Consider the following 20,610-nt stretch of genomic DNA (forward strand, 5'->3'; position numbering starts at 1 on the left):
CTCGTATGCCGCGAGGTGGCCGACGAGGGCGCCACGCCAGGACCGGTGCAACCCGAACAGCGACATGACGTTGCTCAGCGCCAGCGTGATGCCCGGGACGCAATCGATGTAGGCGCCGTAGCCGTCGTCCAGATGCAGCCCGCGCAGTAATTGTCGATAGAGCTCGGAGTGCATGCGGGCCAAGTCGCCGTCGCCGTACTCGTCGAACTGGATCTCGAGGAGCGCAGCCTTGGCGCGTCCGCTCAGCCGCGGGATGGCCCAGCTGTGCGGGTCGGCTTCCTTGAGCTGATAGACCGAGCGGTGCATCGCGAACTCGAGAAACTGCTCCCGCTCGGCGTGCAGCTGCATGTGGCGGGCGAGGCTGCGCCCGTCGTCGCCGTCCACGATGTCACGCAGCCGGTCGGCCACCGGCGCGTCGGATCGCGCAGGCGCCACGGCGCGGCGCAGCGCAGCCATCACCTGGTCTTCCAACGCGTTCCGCAGCGCGATGAGCTGCGGTTGCCACTCCCACTCGCCCGCGACGTCGTCGAAGCCGCGGTAGTGCAGCTCGTAGCAGATCCACAGCGCCAGCTGGAGATCGTCGTCGCCGAGCGGATCCGGGCGCGGCGCAACGTCATCGAGCGACGGCAGCGCAGCCGGGTCGTCGGTACGCAGCGAGGTGGTGAGCGCTTCGGTCAGGGGGCCGCGGGTCTCGGGCAGCAACATTGGTGTCCCATGGGTCAAGGAGCCGAGCGCAGGGTTGTCACGCAGGACTCGAGAGGGACGTACCCCGGTGTCCGGAACGGAAAACGGCCGCGGCAACCGGGTAGGGCTGGATGCGTGCAGACCTGCCGGTTCGGGCCGTTGACCGTTGCGTACGACGACCGCGTGCTCGAACCGCGCCCGTGGACCTACGCGCAGAGCACCTGGGCGGCCGAGATCGCCGCGCAGTCCGCACCCGGGCCGCTGCTCGAGCTGTGCGCCGGCGCCGGGCACATCGGGCTGGCCGCGGCCGTGCTCGCCGATCGCGATCTCGTGCAGGTGGAGGCCGACCCGGTGGCCGCGGAATACGCCCGCGGCAATGCTGCGCGCGCCGGATACGCGGCGCGGGTCGAGGTGCGTGCGCAGCGCCTTGAGGACGCCGTCGGTGCACACGAGCGTTTCGGGGTCATCGTCGCCGATCCGCCCTACCTGCCGACAGGGGAGGTGCCGCGCTGGCCGGACGACCCGGTCACCGCCATCGACGGTGGCGGCGACGGCCTCGGCGTCATCCGCGCCTGCCTGGCCGTCGCCGGGGCGCACCTCAGCTCCGATGGACGTCTGGTGCTGCAGGTGGCCGGTGTCGCCCAGGCCGATACGGTCGCCGCGATGCTGGCGCGCGAGCGAACCGCGTTGCAGGTGCTCGAGACGCGTGTCCACGACGAGGCGCGCGCAATCATGCTGATCGGCCGGGCCTGACGAGCGCGCGCGGCTGCGTCACGGGGCGGCGGTGAGTTCGACGGCGTCGCGCAGGACGGCCGACATGTCGCCGGTGGCCGAGAAGCACGCGCGCTGCCGCCGCGCCGAGGTGCCACGCACGAGCAACCGCTCGGCGAGCCCCGCGACGATCGACCATTCGTCGTGCGCCTCCAGGTCCGGGCGCAGCTCGGTGAGCAGGTCCCGGACGGCGACGTCGGCCGGGACGAGCTCGGCACGGCCCGGGTGCCACAGCGTGTCGGTCAACCCGTGCCGCGCACTGCGCCACCGGGCACCGCGCAGCACCGCGTCGGACACGACCGGCGCCCGCTGACCGTCGGTGGCCCGCCGGCCGAGCGTGCGGGTGAGCGACCGGACGATGGCGGCGAACAGCACGACGTCGTCCACCGCGGTGCACACGTCGGCGATCCGGAATTCCAGGGTCGGGTAACGCGACGACGGGCGCAGCTCCCACAACAGCTGTCCGGGTTCGTCGACGATGCCCATCGCGAGCAGCTGCCGGACGCTGTCGACGTATTCGTCGGCCGAGCCGAAGTGTGGCGGCGGGCCGCCCTGCTGCCACAGCGACAACCAGGCGAGACGGAAGCTCTCGTAGCCGGTGTCGGCACCTTCGTGAAACGGCGAGCTGCCGGTCAGCGCGGCCAGCACGGGCAGGTACGGCCGCGCATGAGCCATGATCGCCACGGCCGTGGGCAGGTCGGGCACCGACACGTGGACGTGGCAGCCACAGAGGTTGAACGCACGGACCACCACCCCGAAGCGCTCGACGAGCCGGTCGTAGCGCTCGCGGGCCAGCAACCGGGCCTCGTCGAGAGTGGCCGTCGGATGTGTGCTGGTGGCCATGATCGCCACGCCGCAGGACGCCGCCGCGGTAGCGGCCTCACGCCGCACGGCGACGACCGCAGCGCGTGCGCCGGCGAGGTCGGTGCACACGTCGGTGGCGGCCTCGAGCTGGCTGGTCAGCATCTCCGGGCGTAGGTGCGGACCGGCCGCGCCGCGCAGTGCTCCGGCCGACAACTCCGGCCGGCTGCGCAGGGCGAAGGTGTCCGGATCGACGAGGTGGTACTCCTCCTCGATACCGAACGTGGCTCCGACCGGAAGTGGCGCAGCAGTCGGGGCGCCCGCGTCACGGGGCGGTGTCCGCATCGTCAGGTATTACCCGTCCGGCGGCGATCGGCGCCCGGCGTCGGCGAGTTTGCGGGTGGGGACATGTTGACCAATAGCGCAATGTGAGGTTAGCGTTAGCTCCCGACAACAGGGAGTGGGTGGGTGCGATGCCACGGATGGCTGCACAGTGGGTGCGTTGGCTGGTTCCGGGTCTGCTGCTCGGGCTGCTGGCCGCGGCAGATCTGTCGTTGAACCAGGCTACGTCGGTCGCAAGTCTGGTCGTGATCACGCCACTGGTGGCCGCCGCGCTGATCGGCGCTCGGTCGACGGCGGCGTACGGAGTGGTCGCTGTCGGTGCCTGGTTCGCGCTTTCCTTGCACGATCACCTGCTCGTGCCCGGTGCGCCGCGGCACGCTTCCATCATCCGGGGCATCGGTATCGCGATCGGCGCGGTGGTGGCCGTGCTCACCGCGATGAACCGGGAACGGCACGAGGAGCAGCTGCGTGAGGTGCGGCGCATTGCCGACGTCGCCCAACAGACCATCCTGCGTGAGGTGCCCGCCCGACTCGGCGCCACGCAGCTGGCCGGTCGCTACCGCAGCTCGGCACGCGCTGCCACGGTCGGCGGCGACTTCTACGAGACGATCGCCACGCCCTGGGGTGTGCGGGTGCTGATGGGTGATGTCCGGGGCAAGGGTCTGGAGGCAGTGCAGCTCGCCGCCGAAGTGCTCGGCGCCTTCCGGGAGTGGGCGACGCTCACCGAGGACATCGCGGACCTGCTCGAACGACTCCATGCTGCGGCCACCAGGCGCGCGGTCGTCGGAGACTTCGTCACCGCCTCGCTCGTCCAGATCGCGCCGGACGGTCGCTGTTCGGCCGTTTCGGCAGGGCACCCGCAGCCGGTGCTGATCCGCGACGGTCAGGCCACTCTTCTGCCCGTGCCGATCACCCGGCCGCCGCTCGTGTTCGGTGGTCGCGCCGCCGTCGGCGAACACGCTCTGCTGCCCGGCGATCAGCTGGTGCTCTACACCGACGGCGTCACCGAGGCCCGCCGCCGGGTCGACCGCGCCTTCTTCGACGACGAGCGCCTGCTCAGTACCCTCACCGACTGCGTGAATCCGGCGACGTCGGTCTCCCGGCTGGGCGACGCCGTGTCGACGTGGACCGACGGGTGCGCGGTCGACGACTTCGCGATCGTCGGGGTGCAGTACGACCCGGTCACCACGCCGGAGAGCGGGGCTGCCACGGTCGAGACCGTCATCCGCGCGGCGTGACACCGGGTCACGGCCTCGCCGGACGCGCCCGCCCGGACCGTATCGTCGCCCCGTGATCGATGCGGTGCTGTTCGACTTCGGCGGCGTCGTCATCGACTCCCCGTTCGAGGCGTTCGCCCAGGTCGAGCAGCGCTGCGGCGTGCCGGCCGGGACCGTGCGGCGGATCAACTCCGCGAGTCCGGACACCAGCGCCTGGGCGCAGCTGGAGCGCGGTGAGATCACGCCGGACCGCTTCGTCGAGCTGTTCGGCCACGAGGCTGCGGCGTTGGGGGTGGCGTTGGACGGCCACCAACTGCTCGAGGCACTGCGCGCACTGCCGACCACGCGTGGTGACGCCCGGCCGGCGGTGATCACGCGGATCGACGAGCTACGCGCGGCCGGCATCCGCGTCGGACTGCTCACCAACAACATCGCCCCGATGGACGGGACGGACGGCACCCGCTGGGTCTTCGACGCCTTCGACCGCGTCCTGGAATCCTGCCGCCTCGGGGTGCGCAAGCCGGAGCCGCGCATCTACGAGCTCGCCTGCGCGGCGCTGGACGCCCCGCCGCAGCGCGCGGTTCTGCTCGACGATCTCGGCATAAACCTCAAACCGGCTCGTGCACTCGGGCTGCACACGATCAAGGTCGGCGACCCGGACGATGCGCTCGCCGAGCTGACGGAGATCGTGGACGTGTCGTAGCGTCTCGGCCGTGGCCACCGAGACACGGAACGACACGCCCACCGACGACTTTCCCGACGACGACGTCGATGTGGATTCACCCGTCGTGCGGCGCCTGCGCTCGCGCTGGCACGCGCACCTGGACAGCAAGCAACGCGCGGCCGTCACGGCGTGGGCTGCATTCGCGGCGACCTTCGGCATCACCCGGGCGATCACGCACTGGATCCACGACGGCCACGGCCCGTCGGGCGGCGGGATGAGTGTGGGCGGGCGGCACTTCCACCACTACAACATCGGCATCGCCCTGCTCACCGGTGTCGGGCTGATCGCGGTGCGCGGCGAGCACAAGTTGGCGCAGCACCCGGCCACGGCCACGAGCTACGGCGTCGGCACGGCGCTGATCGTCGACGAGGCGGCACTGCTCATCGACCTCAAGGACGTCTACTGGGCACGGGACGGGCGCAGCAGCGTCGACCTCGCGGTCGGGCTCATCACCGTCGGCGGCCTGGGGATCACCGGGTCGTCCTTCTGGCCGGTGGCCGCGCGAGAACTGCGGCCGCGTTCGCGCCGGGGCTGACCCGCTTGATCGATTCCCAGCTCGGCTTGAGGCTCTCTTGACCTTGCGCTGACCTGCCCCTGAACGCGTCGAGTCCAAGCTGAGCCGGGTCAGCAGCGGCTAGGACATCAGGGGTTTCGTTGAAAAAGTGGGGAGCGCACGCTCGCCGCGCGCTGACGGCACGACCGTGGCTCAGTGCACTCGTCGCCGTGGTCCTGATCGCCGGCGGCGTCACGGCTTTCGTGCTGGGCGGCAGCTCGTCCGGCGACGCCGCGGCGACGTCGACCACCACCCGGCTGGTGGCGGCAGCGACCGGGACCATCAAGCAGAGCGTGTCGGCCACCGGCACCCTCTCGCCGGCCGACGAGGACGACGTGAGTTTCTCGTCGGCCGCCAAGATCACTTCCGTCGAGGTGACGCAGGGCGAGAAGGTGGCCAAGGGACAGGTGCTCGGGAAGATCGCGACCGTCTCGCTCAAGGCGGACGTCGCCCAGGCCAAGGCGAACCTCGCGACCGCGAAGTCGACACTCGCCTCCGCCGAGGACAGCAGCAGCACCACCGATGCGCAACTCGCCGCCGACAAGGCCGAGGTGACCAGTAACCGTTCGTCGGTGACCAGCGCCGAGGACGCGCTCGACGACGCCACGCTGCGTTCCCCGATCGCCGGAACCGTCGCCGAGGTGAACGTGGCCACCGGTGACACCTCGTCCGGCTCGGGCACCACGTCGTCGACCAGCGCGTCGTCGTCCGGCTCGTCGGCGGCCGGCAGCGGCACCTCGTCCGGCGGCGCAGCGACCAGCGGCTCGTCGTCCACCGGGTCGGGGTCGACCCGGGCGGGGTCCGCTACCGGGTCGGGGTCCTCCGGCTCGACCACGTCCGGCTCGAGCACCTCCGGCGGCTCCACGAGCTCGAGCTCGTCCGATTCCGGTGATTTCGTCGTCGTCGGGATGAAGAGCTGGACCGTGTCGGCGAGCCTGGACGACACGGAGATCGGTGACATCGCCAAGGGCGATCAGGTGCAACTCGCGACGACGTCGTCCACGACGCCGCTGTTCGGCACGGTGTCGACCGTCTCGGTGCTGTCGTCCAGCTCCTCAGGCTCGGCGAGCTACCCCGTCACGATCGCGGTCACCGGGTCGCCGAGCGGACTGCACGACGGCGCGTCCGTGACGGCCAGCATCATCTACAGACAACTCACCAATGTGCTGACCGTGGCAACAGCCGCCGTACACCGCGACGGGCAGTCGAGCTACGTCTACGTCGACCAGGGCGGCAAGCAGATCAAGACGACGGTCAAGACCGGCGTGTCGTCGGCCGGCGTCGTGCAAGTCACGTCCGGGCTGACCGCCGGCCAGAAGGTCTACGAGCAGCTCGCCACCGCGCGCCCCACCACCGGAACGTCGAACACCACGCGCACCAATCGCGGCGGGTACGGCGGCGGAACCGGTGGTGGCGGGTACGGCGGCGGCGGGTACGGCGGCGGAACCGGTGGTGGCGGGTACGGCGGCGGTGGCGGCGGGGCGCCCGGCGGCACCGGTGGCGGTTTCGGTGGTGGCACCCGATGACGGTTGCGCCGGCCGAACCCATCATCGACGTCCACGAACTGCGCAAGATCTACAGCACGGGGTCGGTGGCGGTGGAGGCCCTGCGCGGCGTCAGCCTGCAGATCGACGAGGGCGAGTACGTCGCCATCACCGGTCCGTCCGGCTCGGGCAAGTCGACGCTCATGCACATCCTGGGCTGCTTGGACGTCCTGACCTCCGGGTCCTATCGCCTAGCCGGCGAGGACGTCGCCGACCTGGACGAAGAGGAACTCGCCGAGATCCGCAACCGTCGTATCGGGTTCGTCTTCCAGCAGTTCAACCTGCTGGCCGGCATGTCCGCGTTACGCAACGTGGAGCTGCCGCTGGTCTACGCGGGGATTGCACGCAGCGAACGTCGCGACCGCGCAGCCGATGCCCTGGCGCGGGTGGGGCTCGCCGACCGGCTCGACCACACGCCGGGCGAGCTGTCCGGTGGTCAGCAGCAACGTGTCGCCGTGGCTCGCGCGCTCGTCACGGACCCGGCCATGATCCTTGCCGACGAGCCGACCGGCAACCTGGATTCGCACGCCACCAGGGACGTGCTGGCCCTGCTGGACGAGCTGCGCGAGCAGGGCCGGACCATCGTGCTCATCACGCACGAGGCCGAGGTGGCCAGCCGCGCGCAGCGCACCGTGCGGGTGCTGGACGGTTTGATCCAGGACCAGCTGGCGGCCGCGACATGAATTGGGCGGAGACGGTCCGTACCGGGTTGTCGGCGGTCCGGGCACATCGCATGCGTTCGGCGCTCACCGTGCTCGGCATCCTGATCGGCATCGCCACCGTGGTGCTCTCGGTGGGCCTCGGCGAAGGCACCAAGAGCTCGGTCAGCAGCGAGATCAACGCGCTCGGCAGCAACCTGCTCATCGTGTCGCCCGGTTCGACCACCAGCTCGAGCGGTGTGCGCGGCGGCTCGGGCTCGGCCGCAACACTCACCGTCAACGATGCGAATGCGCTCGAATCCACGGTGTCCGCGCCGGACGTGCGTGCGGTGGCACCCATCCAGAGCACTTCGCTCGAACTCGAGAACGGCAGCACGAACTGGACCACCACGGTCGTCGGCACGAGCACGTCGTGGCTGAGCGTTCGCGCGCGCAAGCTGTCGTCGGGAACGTTCCTGACCGCGGCGAATGAAAAGGATGCGTCGCAGGTCGTCGTGTTGGGCTCGGAAACGGCCGAGGAGCTGTTCGGGCCGCTCGACCCGGTGGGCCGCACCGTCACCATCGACGACATCTCGTTCACCGTGCAGGGCGTGCTCGCCTCGACGGGCTCGGACTCCTCGAGCAACCTCGACGACACCGCAGTGGTTCCGCTGTCCACCGAGGTGGAGCGGCTGTCGACCAGCTCGTCGCGCAGCTCGTTGTCGTCGATCTATCTGTCCGCGCGGACCAACGGCACTATCTCCGCCGCGTACCAGGAGGTCGACGCGATCCTGCTGTCGCGGCACGCCATCACGACGGCGACGGCCGCGGACTTCACCATCACCGCGCAGGATTCGCTGCTGTCGACCGCGACGTCGGTGAGCAGCACGTTGACCGTGCTGCTCGGCGGCATCGCCGCCCTGTCGCTGCTCGTGGGCGGGATCGGCGTCATGAACATCATGCTGGTGTCGGTGTCCGAACGCACCCGCGAGATCGGCCTGCGCAAGGCGCTCGGTGCGACACCCGTCGTCATCCGCCGCCAGTTCCTGGTCGAGGCATCGGCCCTGGGTCTGATCGGCGGCGTGGCCGGCGCGGCGTTGGGCATCGGGGGTGCCGAGATCATTCCGCACTTCATCTCCAACGACATCACCCTGAGCGGGACCGCCATCGGCGGAGCCATCGTCGTCGCGGTCGCCATCGGGCTGATCTTCGGCGTGTATCCGGCGAGCCGCGCCGCACGTCTCGCGCCGATCGACGCGCTGCGCAGCGAATGACGACCGACGAGCCGGACCGGATCCTGCACCAGATGAATGCGAGGAACGCGATGTACCACCCTTCTGCGAGACCAGCCGTGCGCGGCCTGACCGTCTGTGCGGCCGTCGTGGCCGCCGCGCTGGCCCTCACTGCCTGCTCCGGTAGCTCGGGCGGCAGCAGCTCGTCGTCGGCGGCACCGGCAGCCGGCGGCGGACGGGCCGCAGGTGCCGCAGGCGCCGGGGGTTTCGGCGGCGCCGGCGGCGCAGCCGCGCAGGGTGAGATCGCACAGGTCAGTGGCACGACGCTGCAGGTCCAGAGCAGCACGGCGCAGACCGCCGTGACCTACAGCTCGACCACGAAGTTCACGCTCGCCAAGGTCACGACGCGGTCCGCGGTCAAGGTCGGCAGCTGCGTGAGCGCGGTGGCGAGAAACGCGGCGGGTTCATCGAGTACCGCGGCCGGAGCGAGCGCGTCGCAGCCCGCCACCACCGTCGCGATCACGGCAGCGACCGCCGGCTCCTGCACGACCGGATTCGGCGGCGGCACGCGCCCGTCCGGTGCCCGCCCGTCCGGCGCGCCCAGCGGTAGGCCGTCCGGTGCGCGCAGCGGCGCCCGCCCGCAGGGAGCAGGTCGCGCCGGCTTCGGCGGGTTCACGTTCGGCAAGGTCACCGCGATCACCGCGTCGACGATCGTCGTGTCGGCAACGCGTCGCGGGCCGTCGTCCGGCTCGGCCACCGCGACCAAGGAAACGATCACCACGTCGGCGTCGACGAAATACACCACGACGGCGGCGGCGACCAGCGCGGCGGCGAAGGTCGGCCTGTGCGCAGTCGCGCAGGGCAGGACGGGCAGCACCGGCACGGTCGCCGCCACCCGTATCGCTCTCAGCACGAAGACCGGCAGCACCTGCACGGCGGCCATGGGACGACGCGGCGGTCCGGGTGCCGGCGCTCCCGGTGGTGGCGCTCCCGGCGGTGCGGGTGGCGGCAATGGCTGAGCCCGACCCATCGGCGGAGCCGCTCTCACCGCGGCAGCGACGTCGACGTCGCCGTCGCCGTCGTCTGGTCGTCACCGCCGTGGTGGCGTTGTTGATCGTTGCCGGCGCCGGTACGGCGTGGGCCGCCCGCAGCTCCGACGGCCCGGACTACCGCACGGCCGCCGCGATGCGCAGTTCGGTGCAGCAGACCGTGTCGGCGGACGGCACGTTGGCAGCCCGCAAGACGGCGACACTCGCCTTCGCCGCTGCCGGAACCGTCAACGCGGTGCGTGTCGCGGCCGGCTCGGCCGTGACTGCGGGCGAGGTCGTCGCGACCCTGGACGGCACCGACCTCAGCGATGCCGTGGTCGAGGCGCAAGCGGCGGTCGACAGGGCCAAGCAGCAGCTCAGCGACGACGAGACCGCGCAGAGCAACGCCGCCACGGACACCTCCGCCACGACGTCGGCGAGCTCTTTCGTCCTGCTCACACCCGTTGCCAGGACGCCGACGTCACCGTCGGGCGCCAGGTCGGGCAGCTCGTCGTCCAGCACGCACAACGGCGGCGTGGAGCAGGCCCAGCACGCGGTCGTCGCAGCGCAGAGCGCACTCGACAGGGCCATCAAGGCCCAGGACTCGGCCGTCGCCGACCTCAGCACGGACTGCGGCACCAGCACCTCGAAAGCGAGCACGACCACCGCGACTGCAGACTCGAGCAAGGAAATCAAAGGAACGGTGGACGATTCGGCAACCGTGACGCTGATCGACCCCGACGGCAAGAGCACGACCCAGACGATCGAGTCCGGGAGCGGCGGCCAGTACGACTTCCCAGGGCTGGACGAGGGCACGAAATACGTTGTCCAAGTCGAGCGAGCGATCATGACGGCCGATTGCGTGAGCTCGGTCAAGAAGGTCGTCAGCGACGAGAACGCGGTCGACTCGTCGCAGTCCTCGCTCACGAAGGCTCTGTCGGCCCTGACCAAGGCGGTGGCCGCGCTGCAGAAGTCGGCGAGCGCCTCGGCCAACGGGTCGACCGGTTCGGCGGCCAGCGGCTCGAGCGTGAAGTCCGGCTCGACGACCCGGTCCAACCCGACCTCGCAGGGCAGCGGTTCGACCTCGAGGACATCGGGCGCCGGCTCGACCAAGTCGATCAGGACGATCACCTCGGAGCAGATCGCCGCCGATGCGAAGGCCATCGACGCGGCCGAGGCGACGGTGGCAGTGCGCAAGTCCGAGACCGCGAACGCGAACCTGGTCAGCCCGATCGCGGGCAAGGTCGCGTCGGTCGACATCGCCGAGGGAGACACCGTCAGTGCGTCGTCGACGACTGCGACGATCACCGTCGTCGGCAACGGGGCGTTGACCACCGACCTGAACATCAGCGCGACCAACATCGACGAGGTCAAGGCCGGGGACAAGGCTGCCGTCACGGTGGACGGGCACGCACAGCCCTACGCGGCCACCGTCTCCTACGTCGGCACGCTGAACTCCGCGGACAGCGAAGGCACGTCCGCGACCTATCCGGTGACCGTCACGCTGGCCGCCGCGCAGAAGGCTCTGTACGACGGCATGGGCGCCAGCGTCGAGATCTCTGTCGGGTCGGCCGCCAACGTGCTCACCGTGCCGCTGTCCGCGCTGCACACCATCGGTACCCGGCACTTCGTCGAGGTGGTATCGGGTGACACCACCAAGGCCGTGGCCGTGACGACGGGCACGATCGGCGCGCAGCGCGCACAGGTGAAGTCCGGTCTGCAGGCCGGCGAGCGTGTCGTGCTGGCCGACGTCGGCGAGGCGGTGCCGTCGTCCACGACGACCCGCCGCGGCGGTGGGCTGACCGGGGGCGCGGGACTGGGCGGCCGTGCCGGTGGTGGTGGCTTCGGCGGCGGCGGCTTCGGGGGTGCCGGCGGCGGGCCGCCCGGCGGTCGCTGACGCTCAGCGCTGGCAGTTCGGGCACCAGAACAGGTTGCGCCCGACCAGCACCTCGGTACGGATCTCGGTCCCGCAGACCCGGCACGGCTCGCCGGTGCGGCGGTAGACGTAATTCGCCTCCGCGCGGGTGAGGCGCCCGCGGCGTGGGCGGTCCTCCTCGCGAATGGTGACGATGCGCCCGGACCGCACGCCCGCGCGCATCAGGACGACGAGGTCGTCCCACATCTCGCCCCAGATCACCTCGGGCAGCGCGTTGCCCGGCAGGTGCGGCGCGACCCGGTGCCGGAAGAGGATCTCGGCGCGGTAGACGTTGCCCACCCCCGCCAGGACGTGCTGGTCCATCAGCAACGCGGCGATCGGCGTCCGGCTGCGCCGGATGCGCTGGAAGGCGAGCGCCGGATCCGACCGGGCGCGGATCGGGTCCGGGCCGAGCTTGGCGATGATGGCGTTCTGCTGCTCGGCGTCCACGAGCTCGCAGGCGATGGGGCCGCGCAGGTCTGTCCACACCTCGTCGTTGACCAGGCGCAGCCGCAACGCGCCCCGGGGCGGTGGTGGCGCGCCTTTGCCCGTCGTGAACTTGCCGTACAGCCCGAGGTGCACGTGCAGCGTCGCGTCGTCCGCCCAGTGCTGGAACAGGTGCTTGCCGTACGCGTCGACGTTCTCGAGCACCCGGCCGTCGAGCACGGCGGCGCCGTCGGCGAACCGGCCCTGCGGGCTGCTCGCGTGCACCACGGTCCCGGCGAACATGCGCCCCTGGTCGCGGGCCAGCCGGTGCAGCGTGTGTCCCTCGGGCAACAGCAGTCTCCTTGCTCAACAGCAGCGAAGCCCGCGGTTCTCGCCGGCACGCCGCAATCCGTAGACTCAGACAACGACCGCGCCCGGGGTGTGGCGCAGCTTGGTAGCGCACTCGCTTTGGGAGCGAGGGGCCGCAGGTTCAAATCCTGTCACCCCGACAACACCGTCGTTGGCACTGACCGCAGTGAAGGAGTACCCGCACGTGAAGAGCACCGTCGAGAACCTGAGCCCGACCCGCGTCCGGCTCGCCGTCGAGGTGCCCTTCGACGACGTCAAGCCCGAGCTCGACGCCGCATACAAGTCGATCGGCCAGCAGATCCGCATCCCCGGCTTCCGCCCGGGCAAGGTGCCGGCTCGCATCATCGACCAGCGGGTCGGCCGCGGCGCCGTGCTGCAGGAGGCGATCAACGAAGCACTCCCGCGCATCTATACCGAGGCCGCGCGCGAGCAGGAGATCCAGCCGCTCGGCCAGCCCGAGATCGACATCACCAATCTCGACGACCTCGGCTCGGACACCGCGAGCAGTCTGAACTTCACGGCAGAGGTGGACGTCCGTCCGCAGATCACGCTGCCCGAGCTCGACGGCATCGCGGTCACCGTCGACGACACCGAGGTCACCGACGCCGACGTCGACGAGCAGCTCGACGAGCTGCGCGACCGGTTCAGCACGCTGGTCGGTGTCGAACGTCCCGCCGCCGAGGGCGACTACGTGTCGCTGGACCTCGTCTCCACGGTCGACGGCGACGAGATCGAGGGTGCGTCCGCGAAGGGCCGTTCCTACGTGGTCGGTTCCGACGACTTCGTCGACGGCCTGGACGCCGCGATCACCGGCAAGCCGGCGGGCGAGACCGTGACCTTCACCGCGCCGCTGCGCCAGGGCGAGCACGCAGGAACCGAGGCCGAGATCGCGGCCACTGTCAAGGCGGTCAAGGTCAAGGAGCTGCCGGAGGCCGACGACGAGTTCGCCCAGCTGGCCAGCGAGTTCGACACGATCGGCGAGCTGCGCGACGACCTGCGCGCGCGCCTCGGCAACGTGCGCACGATGGAGCAGGGGGCGCAGGCGCGCGACCGGCTGCTCGAGCACCTCGTCGACACCGTCGAGTTCCCGCTGCCTGAGTCGGCCCTCGACGCCGAGATCGAGTACCGCCAGCACGACATCGTCCACTCGCTCAACCACGACGACGACCTGCTGAACAAGTTCCTCGAGGCGCAGGGCAAGACGCGCGAGGAATGGGACACCGAGATGCGCGAGAGTGCGGAGAAGTCGGTGCGCGCCCAGTTCATCCTCGACGCCGTGGCCGACGTCGAGCAGGTGCAGATCGGTGACGGCGAGCTGACCGAGTACCTCGTCCGGCAGGCGCAGCAGTACCAGATGGCGCCGCAGGAGTTCGCGAACCAGATCATGCAGTCGGGCAATCTGCCGATGCTCGTCGCCGACATCCGGCGCAACAAGGCGCTCGCCTCGCTGCTGGAGTCGGCCGAGGTCACCGACGCCTCCGGCGAAACCGTCGACCTCGCCGCGCTCGCCGGCGGCCCGGAGGCGCCCGATCTCAGCGACCTGCCCGAGGAGGAGATCGCCGCAGCCGAAGCCGCGGACGTCGAAGCCGCGGACGTCGAAGCCGCCGCAGCCGATGAGGCCGCCGCCGAAGCGACGTCCCGCGGGGACGCGAGCGACGCCTGAGCGTCACGCCCTGAGCGAACGCGGCCCCGTTGCGGACTGCGCGGCGCCCGCGCTTCGTTAGGGTCGATGACAGACGCGGACCAAGCGACATCGTGCACACCGCACGGACGATGACGAGGAGACCATGAGCAGCGAAATGCGCAGCCCCAGCGCGGGCATGACGCTCAACGACTCGGTGTACGACCGCTTGCTGCGCGAGCGGATCATCTTCCTCGGCCAGCCGGTGGACGACAACATCGCCAATCAGATCTGCGCGCAGCTGCTGCTGCTGTCCGCCGAGGACGACCAGCGCGACATCAACCTCTACATCAACTCGCCGGGCGGCTCGGTCACCGCCGGCATGGCGATCTTCGACACGATGCAGTTCGTCGACTGCGACATCGCCACCTACGGCATGGGCCTCGCGGCGTCGATGGGCCAGTTCCTGCTCTCGGCCGGCACCCGCGGCAAGCGCTACGCGCTGCCCCACGCGCGCATCCTCATGCACCAGCCGTCCGCGGGCATCGGCGGCACGGCATCGGACATCGCGATCCAGGCCGAGCAGTTCAAGCTCACCAAGGTCGAGATGGCGCAGCTGATCGCCGAGCACACCGGGCAGAGCGTCGAGCAGGTGCAGGCCGACTCCGAGCGCGACCGCTGGTTCACCGCGCAGCAAGCACTCGAATACGGCTTCGTCGACCACGTGATCGCCCGGGTCGCGCAGGTCCCCAACGGCTCCGGCCCGGCTCCGGCCTGAGAGGGATAGTCATGAGCAATCAAGCGCCGCAGTCGCGCTACGTCCTGCCCTCGTTCGTCGAGCGCACGAACTACGGCATCAAGGAATCGAACCCGTACAACAAGTTGTTCGAGGAGCGCATCATCTTCCTCGGCGCGCCGATCGACGACGTCGTGGCCAACGACGTCATGGCCCAGCTGATCGTGCTGGAGTCCACCGACCCGGACCGTGACATCCAGATCTACATCAATTCGCCGGGTGGTTCGTTCACCGCGCTGACCGCCATCTACGACACGCTGCAGTACGTCCGGCCCGAGGTGCAGACGATCTGCATGGGCCAGGCGGCCTCCGCCGCCGCGGTGCTGCTGGCCGCGGGCACCAAGGGCAAGCGGTTCGCGCTGCAGAACGCGCGCATCCTCATCCACCAGCCGTCCGGCGAGGGTCAGGGCCAGGTCACCGACCTCGAGATCCAGGCCAACGAGATCCTGCGCATGCGCGGGCTGCTCGAGGACGTGCTGGCCAAGCACACCGGGCAGACGGTGGAAAAGGTGCGCGCGGACATCGAGCGCGACACGATCCTCACCGCCGAGCAGGCCAAGGAGTACGGCATCGTCGACGAGGTCATCACCACCCGCAAGCTGGTGCCCGACACCTGAGCCGCCGCCGCTCGGCGCGTCCGCCGCGATTTTCCAGCGGACTTCCGTAGGTTTTCCAGGTAGCGTGCGAGGTCTCAAGGCCTCCGGGGACGGTCGTCAAGCGCTCAACGAAGTCAGCACCAGAGGAGATGAGTCGTCAGTGGCACCACGTGTCGGCGAGACGGGTGACCTGCTCAAGTGCTCCTTCTGCGGCAAGAGCCAGAAGCAGGTCAAGAAGCTTATTGCCGGTCCCGGCGTCTACATCTGCGACGAGTGCATCGACCTGTGCAACGAGATCATCGAGGAGGAGCTCGCCGAGACCAGCGAGTTCAGTTTCGACGAACTGCCCAAGCCCAGCGAGATCTACGACTTCCTCAACGGTTACGTCGTCGGCCAGGATCAGGCGAAGAAGACGCTCGCCGTCGCCGTCTACAACCACTACAAGCGGGTACAGGCCGGCGGTAACGAGGCCAAACCGCGCACCGCGGACACCACCGTCGAGCTCGCCAAGTCCAACATCCTGCTGCTCGGGCCCACCGGCTCGGGCAAGACGCTGCTCGCCCAGACGTTGGCGCGGATGCTCAACGTCCCGTTCGCCATCGCCGACGCCACCGCACTGACCGAGGCCGGGTACGTCGGCGAGGACGTCGAGAACATCCTGCTCAAGCTGATCCAGGCCGCGGACTACGACGTCAAGCGCGCCGAGACCGGCATCATCTACATCGACGAGGTCGACAAGATCGCCCGCAAGGCCGAGAACCCGTCGATCACCCGCGACGTCTCCGGCGAGGGCGTGCAGCAGGCGCTGCTGAAGATCCTGGAGGGCACGTCGGCCTCGGTGCCGCCGCAGGGCGGGCGCAAGCACCCGCACCAGGAGTTCATCCAGATCGACACCACGAACGTGCTGTTCATCGTCGGCGGTGCGTTCGCCGGGCTCGACACGATCATCGAGAGCCGCGTCGGCAAGAAGGGCCTGGGCTTCGGCTCCGAGCTGCACACCAAGTTCGACCGCGAGACCAAGGACATCTTCGGCGACGTCATGCCCGAGGATCTGATCAAGTTCGGGCTGATCCCCGAGTTCATCGGCCGGCTGCCGGTGCTGACCTCGGTGCGTCCACTCGACCGCGACGCGCTCGTGCAGATCCTCACCGAGCCGAAGAACGCGCTGGTGCGCCAGTACTCCAAGCTGTTCGAGCTCGACAACGTGGAGCTCGAGTTCACCACGGACGCGCTCGAGGCGATCGCCGACCAGGCAGTCATGCGCGGCACCGGCGCCCGTGGCCTGCGCGCGATCATGGAAGAAGTGCTGCTCTCGGTGATGTACGAGGTGCCCTCGCGCGAGGACGTCGCCCGAGTGGTCATCAACCGCGACACCGTGCTCGACCACGTCTACCCGACCCTCGTGCCGCGCGAAGCCAAGAAGACGCCGCCGCGCGAGAAGTCCGCCTGAGGCACCTGCCGCGGCGTCGCTTCGTGCGGCTGTGGACCGACCGTGCACCGTCTGCGCGGTAACACGCCGCGTTTCACCTGCCTGGCGTGCACAGTCGTCGACGTTGCGCCAGGATCGCCAACAGTTGCCGCTGACACCCGTCCGGGTCGGTCGTTAACTGGTGGTGTGTGAAGCGCACGGTGAGCCACCCGACCGCTGCTAGTGCGGCGTCGCGGCGCGTGTCCCGCTCGCGTTGCTCGTGCGTCGAGTGGTACGCAAAGCCATCCAGCTCCACCGCGACCCTTTCAAGCGTGAAGGCGAGATCGAGCCGATAACGCCGGCCGCCCGCCGGCACGTGGTACTGCTTCACCCCGTGCCGCAGTCCCGGGATGTCGAAGACGTGCGTGTGCCCCCAGATCTCGAGTTCGCTCTCGCAGCCGGCTTCGAGCAGCGCTATGAGGTCGCGTAGTGCTTCGCGCTCGGGCAGCCGTCGGTAGCGGTCTACTGACTCACGTAGCTGGGCCGGGAGAGTTATCCGGTCTCTCATCGCGCGAAGGGCCGGACCACGGCGTTGCGTCGGTGGCAGGAGCGGCCACGAGGTGACGATCGCGTCCGCAGCGGTTACGGCGATCAACCCGTCGATCCGGGCGACGTCCGGGAAGCGGCGTGCGCGATGGACCACCAGGTCTGCGTTGCCGCGAGGCGCGCGAGTGGCCGGTGTCGTCACGTGCAGTGGAGCTGCCGGCCGCGCGTCGAGAACTCCCCACATCTCCAGCGCCGTGAGGTGGCTCAAAGCTGCCGGCGGACCGGTACTGACCAGCGCAGCTCGCCGCCGGGTCGTCGGCAGGTCGGCGTCCCACGGGCGACAGTAAGCCTGCGGAAAAGGCGTGCTGAGCCGGCCGGTGCGCACGAGATGGTCGAGTTGTCCACGCGACATCACGCGCAGCAACTGGGTGCGGGTAGCCACGCGGCCGTGGCGAGCGAGCGTGGCATCGACTGGATCGTGCACGTCGCACAGCCTGATCGTTGCGCGTCGGCAGCGTTTCGGCCTGTGGACAGTGGACTGTGCACCGTCAGCGCGGGGACACGCCGTAACTGACCTGCACGGTAGGCACGGGCGCGCGGGGACGGCGGCGGAAGCTCGTTGTGGGGGCGGCTAACGTCGGGTCGGTGACCACCTCGCAACCCGCGCCGCTGTCCCTGCCTGTCGACGACTGGCCCGGCTGGCTGGACGCCCAGCTCGCCGACCGGCTGGCGGAGGTGCGCAGCACACTCGACCAGCTGCGCGACGGCACCGGACGCGACACCGCGGCGGTGCTCGAGCTGTGGAACGACGCCGACATCGCGTTGCGCGAGGCCGACTCGCTGGCCGGCCTGCTCACCGAGGTGCATCCCGACGCGGACCTGCGCACGCTCGCCGAGCGGCACGCGCAGGAGGTCGACCGCATCCGCACCGACCGTGGCCTGGATCGTGGGCTCTACGACGCGGTGGCCGCCAGCGACCCGGCCGGCCTCGATCCGCAGGCGCAGCGGATGCGCGAGCACGTGCTGCGCGACTTCCGCCGCAGCGGCGTCGATCGCGACGACGAGACCCGCAACCGGCTGCGCGCGATCTCCGAACGCCTCACCGTGCTCGACCAGGACTTCTCCCGCCTCACCCGGGAGGACGTGCGCGAGATCCGCATCGCGCCCGAGCGGCTGGCCGGCCTGCCGCAGGACTTCATCGACGCGCACCCGGCCGGGGACGACGGACTCGTCGCGATCAACACCGACTACCCCGACTACCTGCCGTTCCGCACCTTCGCGCAGGACGCGCAGGCCCGGCGCGAACTGGCGATCGAGTTCCTGAACCGCGGCTGGCCGAAGGCCGACGACGTGCTGCACGAGATGTTCGACCTGCGGCACGAGAAGGCGCAGCTGCTCGGCTACGACAGCTGGCCGGCCTACGACTCCGAGGTCAAGATGGTCGGCACGTCGGAGGCGATCGCCGCGTTCATCGACAAGCTCGCCGACGCCGCCCGCACGTCCAGCGAGCGCGACCGCGACGTGCTGCTCGAGCGCCTGCGCCGCGACGACCCGCAGGCCGACGGCTTCGACTCGTCCCAGGTGGCCTACTACACCGAGCTGGTCCGCCGCGAGGACTACGACGTCGACGCCCAGGAGGTACGCCGCTACTTCGACTTCGCGCAGGTGCGGCAGGGGCTGCTCGACGTCACCGGTCGGCTGTTCGGCGTGACATACCGCGCGGTCGACGTCGCGACCTGGCACCCGGACGTCACCGGCTACGACGTCGTCGATGCCGAAGGCGTCACCCGCGGCCGTATCTACCTCGATCTGCACCCGCGCGACGGCAAGTACAAGCACGCCGCGCAGTTCGACCTCGTCGGTGGCATCACCGGCCGGCGGCTGCCCGAAGGTGTGCTCGTGTGCAACTTCTCGCGCGGGCTGATGGAGCACCAGCACGTCGTGACGCTGTTCCACGAGTTCGGCCACCTCGTGCACCACGTGCTCGCCGGTGACCAGCACTGGTCGCGGTTCTCCGGCGTCGCCACCGAGTGGGATTTCGTCGAGGCGCCGTCCCAGATGCTCGAGGAGTGGGCGTGGGACGCGAACGTGCTGCGCACCTTCGCCCGGGACGCGGACGGCACGCCGATCCCGGCCGAGCTCGTCGCCCGCATGCGCGCCGCGAAGGACTTCGGCAAGGGCGTGTTCGTGCGCAACCAGCTCTACTACACGGCGGTGTCCTACCTGCTGCACCGCGATCGCCCGGCCGATCTCACCGCCGCGGTGCGCGAGCTGCAGCAGCGCTACGACGTCGTGCGCTACCTGGACGGCACGCACTTCCACACGTCGTTCGGCCACCTCGGCGGCTACTCGTCGGCGTACTACACGTATCTGTGGAGCCTGGTGATCGCGAAGGACCTGTTCTCGGCGTTCGACGCCGACGATCTGCTCGCCTCCGACGCGGCAACGCGATATCGCGAGCGCATCCTCGCGCCGGGCGGGTCGAAGGACGCCGCGGACCTGGTCGAAGACTTCCTCGGCCGGCCGTTCACCTTCGACGCCTTCGCCGCCTGGCTGGACGAGCAGCCGGTCAGCCGAAACTGACGACGAGACGGTCCTCGACGGGCCGGTAGCCGAGCGCCTGGTAGATCTTGTTCGACGTCGGGTTCGCGAGGTCGGTGAACAGCACCGGGATCGCGCCGGCGTCGAGAATCGCGTGCGTCGCCGCAGCGGTCACCGCCGAGCCGTAACCGCGGCCCCGGTGCGCCGGTGGCGTGTACACCGGCCCCACCCGGCCACTGCCCGCCACCGCGGGCCGGGCGACGGCCAGCGCGACCGGCTCGCCCGATCCAGCACGCCACAGCAGGCAGGTGCCGGAGTCCACCGCTTGGTCGGCCGCCGCCCGCGGGTCGCCGAACAGCCCCTGCGCCTCGGCCACGAAAGCGGCGTACCAGTCCCGGACGAGCGCCCGGTGCGCGTCGCCGGCGGTCAGCGCCGCGCCGATCACCCCCGCGGGCGGGGCGAGCGCGTCGCAGCGGAACAACCGCTGATTGAGGCTGCGCGGGGTGTCCCGGCCCAGTTCGTCGACGAGCGCGCGCACCGCGCCGGGCGTGCCGGAGAGCCCGTGCAGCCCCGGCAGCTCACGCAGCAGGGAGGCCAGCTCGGGCGTAAGCCCGATCCAATCGCCCGTGATCACCACCGGGAACGACTTGCCCGACCGCACCGCGAGACGGTCGCCGTCGACGGCTGACCACGCGTTGTCGTCCAACGTGCCGCGGATGCTGCCGAGGATCGTGCCGCGCACCGGGTCGGCTGCCAGGAGCTGGTCGATCTGGGCAGTGATCTCGCCGTGGTCGGTCGTCACCGTGAGCGCCATGCGTCCATCCTCGCCCGGCCCGGCAACGGAAAGGCGGCGCCGCG

At 70.2% G+C, this 20,610-nt stretch carries 19 protein-coding genes and 1 tRNA gene; 14 read left to right on the forward strand and 6 right to left on the reverse strand.

Annotated features, from left to right (window positions below; genetic code table 11):
* Positions 1-705: iron-containing redox enzyme family protein (locus ACFFCN_RS08755; RefSeq protein ID WP_375490763.1), on the reverse strand; the 705-nt coding region annotated here is incomplete at its 3' end.
* Positions 706-819: 114 nt separating this feature from the next.
* Between ACFFCN_RS08755 and ACFFCN_RS08760 the strand changes: the two genes are divergently transcribed.
* Positions 820-1,437, forward strand: a complete 618-nt coding sequence (locus ACFFCN_RS08760) for a methyltransferase (RefSeq protein ID WP_375490764.1) — start codon at positions 820-822, stop codon at positions 1,435-1,437.
* A gap of 18 nt (positions 1,438-1,455) precedes the next feature.
* Here the strand turns inward: ACFFCN_RS08760 and ACFFCN_RS08765 are convergent, their stop codons facing one another.
* Positions 1,456-2,601, reverse strand: a complete 1,146-nt coding sequence (locus ACFFCN_RS08765) for a glutamate--cysteine ligase (RefSeq protein WP_375490765.1) — start codon at positions 2,599-2,601, stop codon at positions 1,456-1,458.
* 137 nt (positions 2,602-2,738) lie between these two features.
* On the opposite strand from ACFFCN_RS08765, the gene ACFFCN_RS08770 reads away from it, so the two are divergent.
* The 6 genes from ACFFCN_RS08770 (at position 2,739) to ACFFCN_RS08795 (ending at position 8,548) form a co-directional block, all read left to right on the forward strand.
* On the forward strand, positions 2,739-3,836 hold the full coding sequence (locus ACFFCN_RS08770) for a PP2C family protein-serine/threonine phosphatase (protein WP_375490766.1): 1,098 nt from the start codon (positions 2,739-2,741) through the stop codon (positions 3,834-3,836).
* A 52-nt stretch (positions 3,837-3,888) separates the two neighbouring features.
* Positions 3,889-4,518: an HAD family hydrolase gene (locus ACFFCN_RS08775; protein WP_375490767.1), complete on the forward strand. Its 630-nt coding sequence runs from the start codon at positions 3,889-3,891 to the stop codon at positions 4,516-4,518.
* Between the two features lie 10 nt (positions 4,519-4,528).
* The gene (locus ACFFCN_RS08780) at positions 4,529-5,074 is read left to right on the forward strand and encodes a hypothetical protein (protein WP_375490768.1); all 546 of its coding nucleotides are present in this window, start codon (positions 4,529-4,531) and stop codon (positions 5,072-5,074) included.
* Positions 5,075-5,262: 188 nt separating this feature from the next.
* A complete protein-coding gene (locus ACFFCN_RS08785; protein WP_375490769.1) occupies positions 5,263-6,618 on the forward strand; it encodes an efflux RND transporter periplasmic adaptor subunit in 1,356 nt (451 codons plus the stop codon).
* On the forward strand, positions 6,615-7,319 hold the full coding sequence (locus tag ACFFCN_RS08790; RefSeq protein ID WP_375490770.1) for an ABC transporter ATP-binding protein: 705 nt from the start codon (positions 6,615-6,617) through the stop codon (positions 7,317-7,319). The genes ACFFCN_RS08785 and ACFFCN_RS08790 overlap by 4 nt, the downstream gene beginning before the upstream one ends.
* Entirely contained in the window at positions 7,316-8,548 is a 1,233-nt protein-coding gene (locus tag ACFFCN_RS08795) for an ABC transporter permease (RefSeq protein ID WP_375490771.1), read from the forward strand. The genes ACFFCN_RS08790 and ACFFCN_RS08795 overlap by 4 nt, the downstream gene beginning before the upstream one ends.
* 322 nt (positions 8,549-8,870) lie before the next feature.
* Here ACFFCN_RS08795 and ACFFCN_RS08800 read toward each other — a convergent pair whose 3' ends face one another.
* Complete coding sequence (locus tag ACFFCN_RS08800; protein WP_375490772.1) at positions 8,871-9,449, reverse strand: hypothetical protein; 579 nt, start codon at positions 9,447-9,449, stop codon at positions 8,871-8,873.
* 68 nt (positions 9,450-9,517) lie between these two features.
* On the opposite strand from ACFFCN_RS08800, the gene ACFFCN_RS08805 reads away from it, so the two are divergent.
* The gene (locus tag ACFFCN_RS08805) at positions 9,518-11,431 is read left to right on the forward strand and encodes an HlyD family efflux transporter periplasmic adaptor subunit (protein ID WP_375490773.1); all 1,914 of its coding nucleotides are present in this window, start codon (positions 9,518-9,520) and stop codon (positions 11,429-11,431) included.
* Positions 11,432-11,434: 3 nt separating this feature from the next.
* Here the strand turns inward: ACFFCN_RS08805 and ACFFCN_RS08810 are convergent, their stop codons facing one another.
* Positions 11,435-12,226, reverse strand: a complete 792-nt coding sequence (locus tag ACFFCN_RS08810; protein WP_375490774.1) for an Fpg/Nei family DNA glycosylase — start codon at positions 12,224-12,226, stop codon at positions 11,435-11,437.
* An 84-nt stretch (positions 12,227-12,310) separates the two neighbouring features.
* Between ACFFCN_RS08810 and ACFFCN_RS08815 the strand changes: the two genes are divergently transcribed.
* The 5 genes from ACFFCN_RS08815 to clpX all read left to right on the forward strand — a co-directional run bounded on the left by ACFFCN_RS08815 (position 12,311) and on the right by clpX (position 16,707).
* Positions 12,311-12,384: transfer RNA gene (locus tag ACFFCN_RS08815), tRNA-Pro, on the forward strand.
* Positions 12,385-12,428: 44 nt separating this feature from the next.
* The gene (gene tig / locus ACFFCN_RS08820; RefSeq protein ID WP_375490775.1) at positions 12,429-13,907 is read left to right on the forward strand and encodes a trigger factor; all 1,479 of its coding nucleotides are present in this window, start codon (positions 12,429-12,431) and stop codon (positions 13,905-13,907) included.
* Positions 13,908-14,043: 136 nt separating this feature from the next.
* Complete coding sequence (locus tag ACFFCN_RS08825; protein ID WP_375490824.1) at positions 14,044-14,643, forward strand: ATP-dependent Clp protease proteolytic subunit; 600 nt, start codon at positions 14,044-14,046, stop codon at positions 14,641-14,643.
* An 11-nt stretch (positions 14,644-14,654) separates the two neighbouring features.
* Positions 14,655-15,278, forward strand: coding sequence for an ATP-dependent Clp protease proteolytic subunit (locus ACFFCN_RS08830; RefSeq protein WP_375490776.1), 624 nt, complete (start codon positions 14,655-14,657; stop codon positions 15,276-15,278).
* Positions 15,279-15,417: 139 nt separating this feature from the next.
* On the forward strand, positions 15,418-16,707 hold the full coding sequence (gene clpX, locus ACFFCN_RS08835) for an ATP-dependent Clp protease ATP-binding subunit ClpX (RefSeq protein ID WP_375490777.1): 1,290 nt from the start codon (positions 15,418-15,420) through the stop codon (positions 16,705-16,707).
* A 73-nt stretch (positions 16,708-16,780) separates the two neighbouring features.
* Here clpX and ACFFCN_RS08840 read toward each other — a convergent pair whose 3' ends face one another.
* On the reverse strand, positions 16,781-17,695 hold the full coding sequence (locus ACFFCN_RS08840) for an endonuclease domain-containing protein (protein ID WP_375490778.1): 915 nt from the start codon (positions 17,693-17,695) through the stop codon (positions 16,781-16,783).
* A gap of 161 nt (positions 17,696-17,856) precedes the next feature.
* On the opposite strand from ACFFCN_RS08840, the gene ACFFCN_RS08845 reads away from it, so the two are divergent.
* Complete coding sequence (locus ACFFCN_RS08845; protein WP_375490779.1) at positions 17,857-19,794, forward strand: M3 family metallopeptidase; 1,938 nt, start codon at positions 17,857-17,859, stop codon at positions 19,792-19,794.
* Here the strand turns inward: ACFFCN_RS08845 and ACFFCN_RS08850 are convergent.
* Positions 19,781-20,566, reverse strand: coding sequence for a GNAT family N-acetyltransferase (locus ACFFCN_RS08850; RefSeq protein WP_375490780.1), 786 nt, complete (start codon positions 20,564-20,566; stop codon positions 19,781-19,783). The genes ACFFCN_RS08845 and ACFFCN_RS08850 overlap by 14 nt on opposite strands.
* Between the last annotated feature and the right edge of the window lie 44 nt (positions 20,567-20,610).

Source organism: uncultured Jatrophihabitans sp., from assembly GCF_964246335.1.
In the GTDB taxonomy this organism is placed as follows: Bacteria; Actinomycetota; Actinomycetes; order Mycobacteriales; family Jatrophihabitantaceae; genus Jatrophihabitans.

Excerpts from the sequence above, each read along its gene's own strand:
- ACFFCN_RS08765 (WP_375490765.1), bottom strand. The coding sequence starts at position 2,601 with ATGCGGACACCGCCCCGTGACGCGGGCGCCCCGACTGCTGCGCCACTT.
- ACFFCN_RS08770 (WP_375490766.1), top strand. The coding sequence starts at position 2,739 with ATGGCTGCACAGTGGGTGCGTTGGCTGGTTCCGGGTCTGCTGCTCGGG.
- ACFFCN_RS08790 (WP_375490770.1), top strand. The coding sequence starts at position 6,615 with ATGACGGTTGCGCCGGCCGAACCCATCATCGACGTCCACGAACTGCGC.
- ACFFCN_RS08795 (WP_375490771.1), top strand. The coding sequence starts at position 7,316 with ATGAATTGGGCGGAGACGGTCCGTACCGGGTTGTCGGCGGTCCGGGCA.
- ACFFCN_RS08800 (WP_375490772.1), bottom strand. The coding sequence starts at position 9,449 with ATGGCCGCCGTGCAGGTGCTGCCGGTCTTCGTGCTGAGAGCGATACGG.
- ACFFCN_RS08805 (WP_375490773.1), top strand. The coding sequence starts at position 9,518 with ATGGCTGAGCCCGACCCATCGGCGGAGCCGCTCTCACCGCGGCAGCGA.
- ACFFCN_RS08825 (WP_375490824.1), top strand. The coding sequence starts at position 14,044 with ATGCGCAGCCCCAGCGCGGGCATGACGCTCAACGACTCGGTGTACGAC.
- ACFFCN_RS08830 (WP_375490776.1), top strand. The coding sequence starts at position 14,655 with ATGAGCAATCAAGCGCCGCAGTCGCGCTACGTCCTGCCCTCGTTCGTC.
- ACFFCN_RS08850 (WP_375490780.1), bottom strand. The coding sequence starts at position 20,566 with ATGGCGCTCACGGTGACGACCGACCACGGCGAGATCACTGCCCAGATC.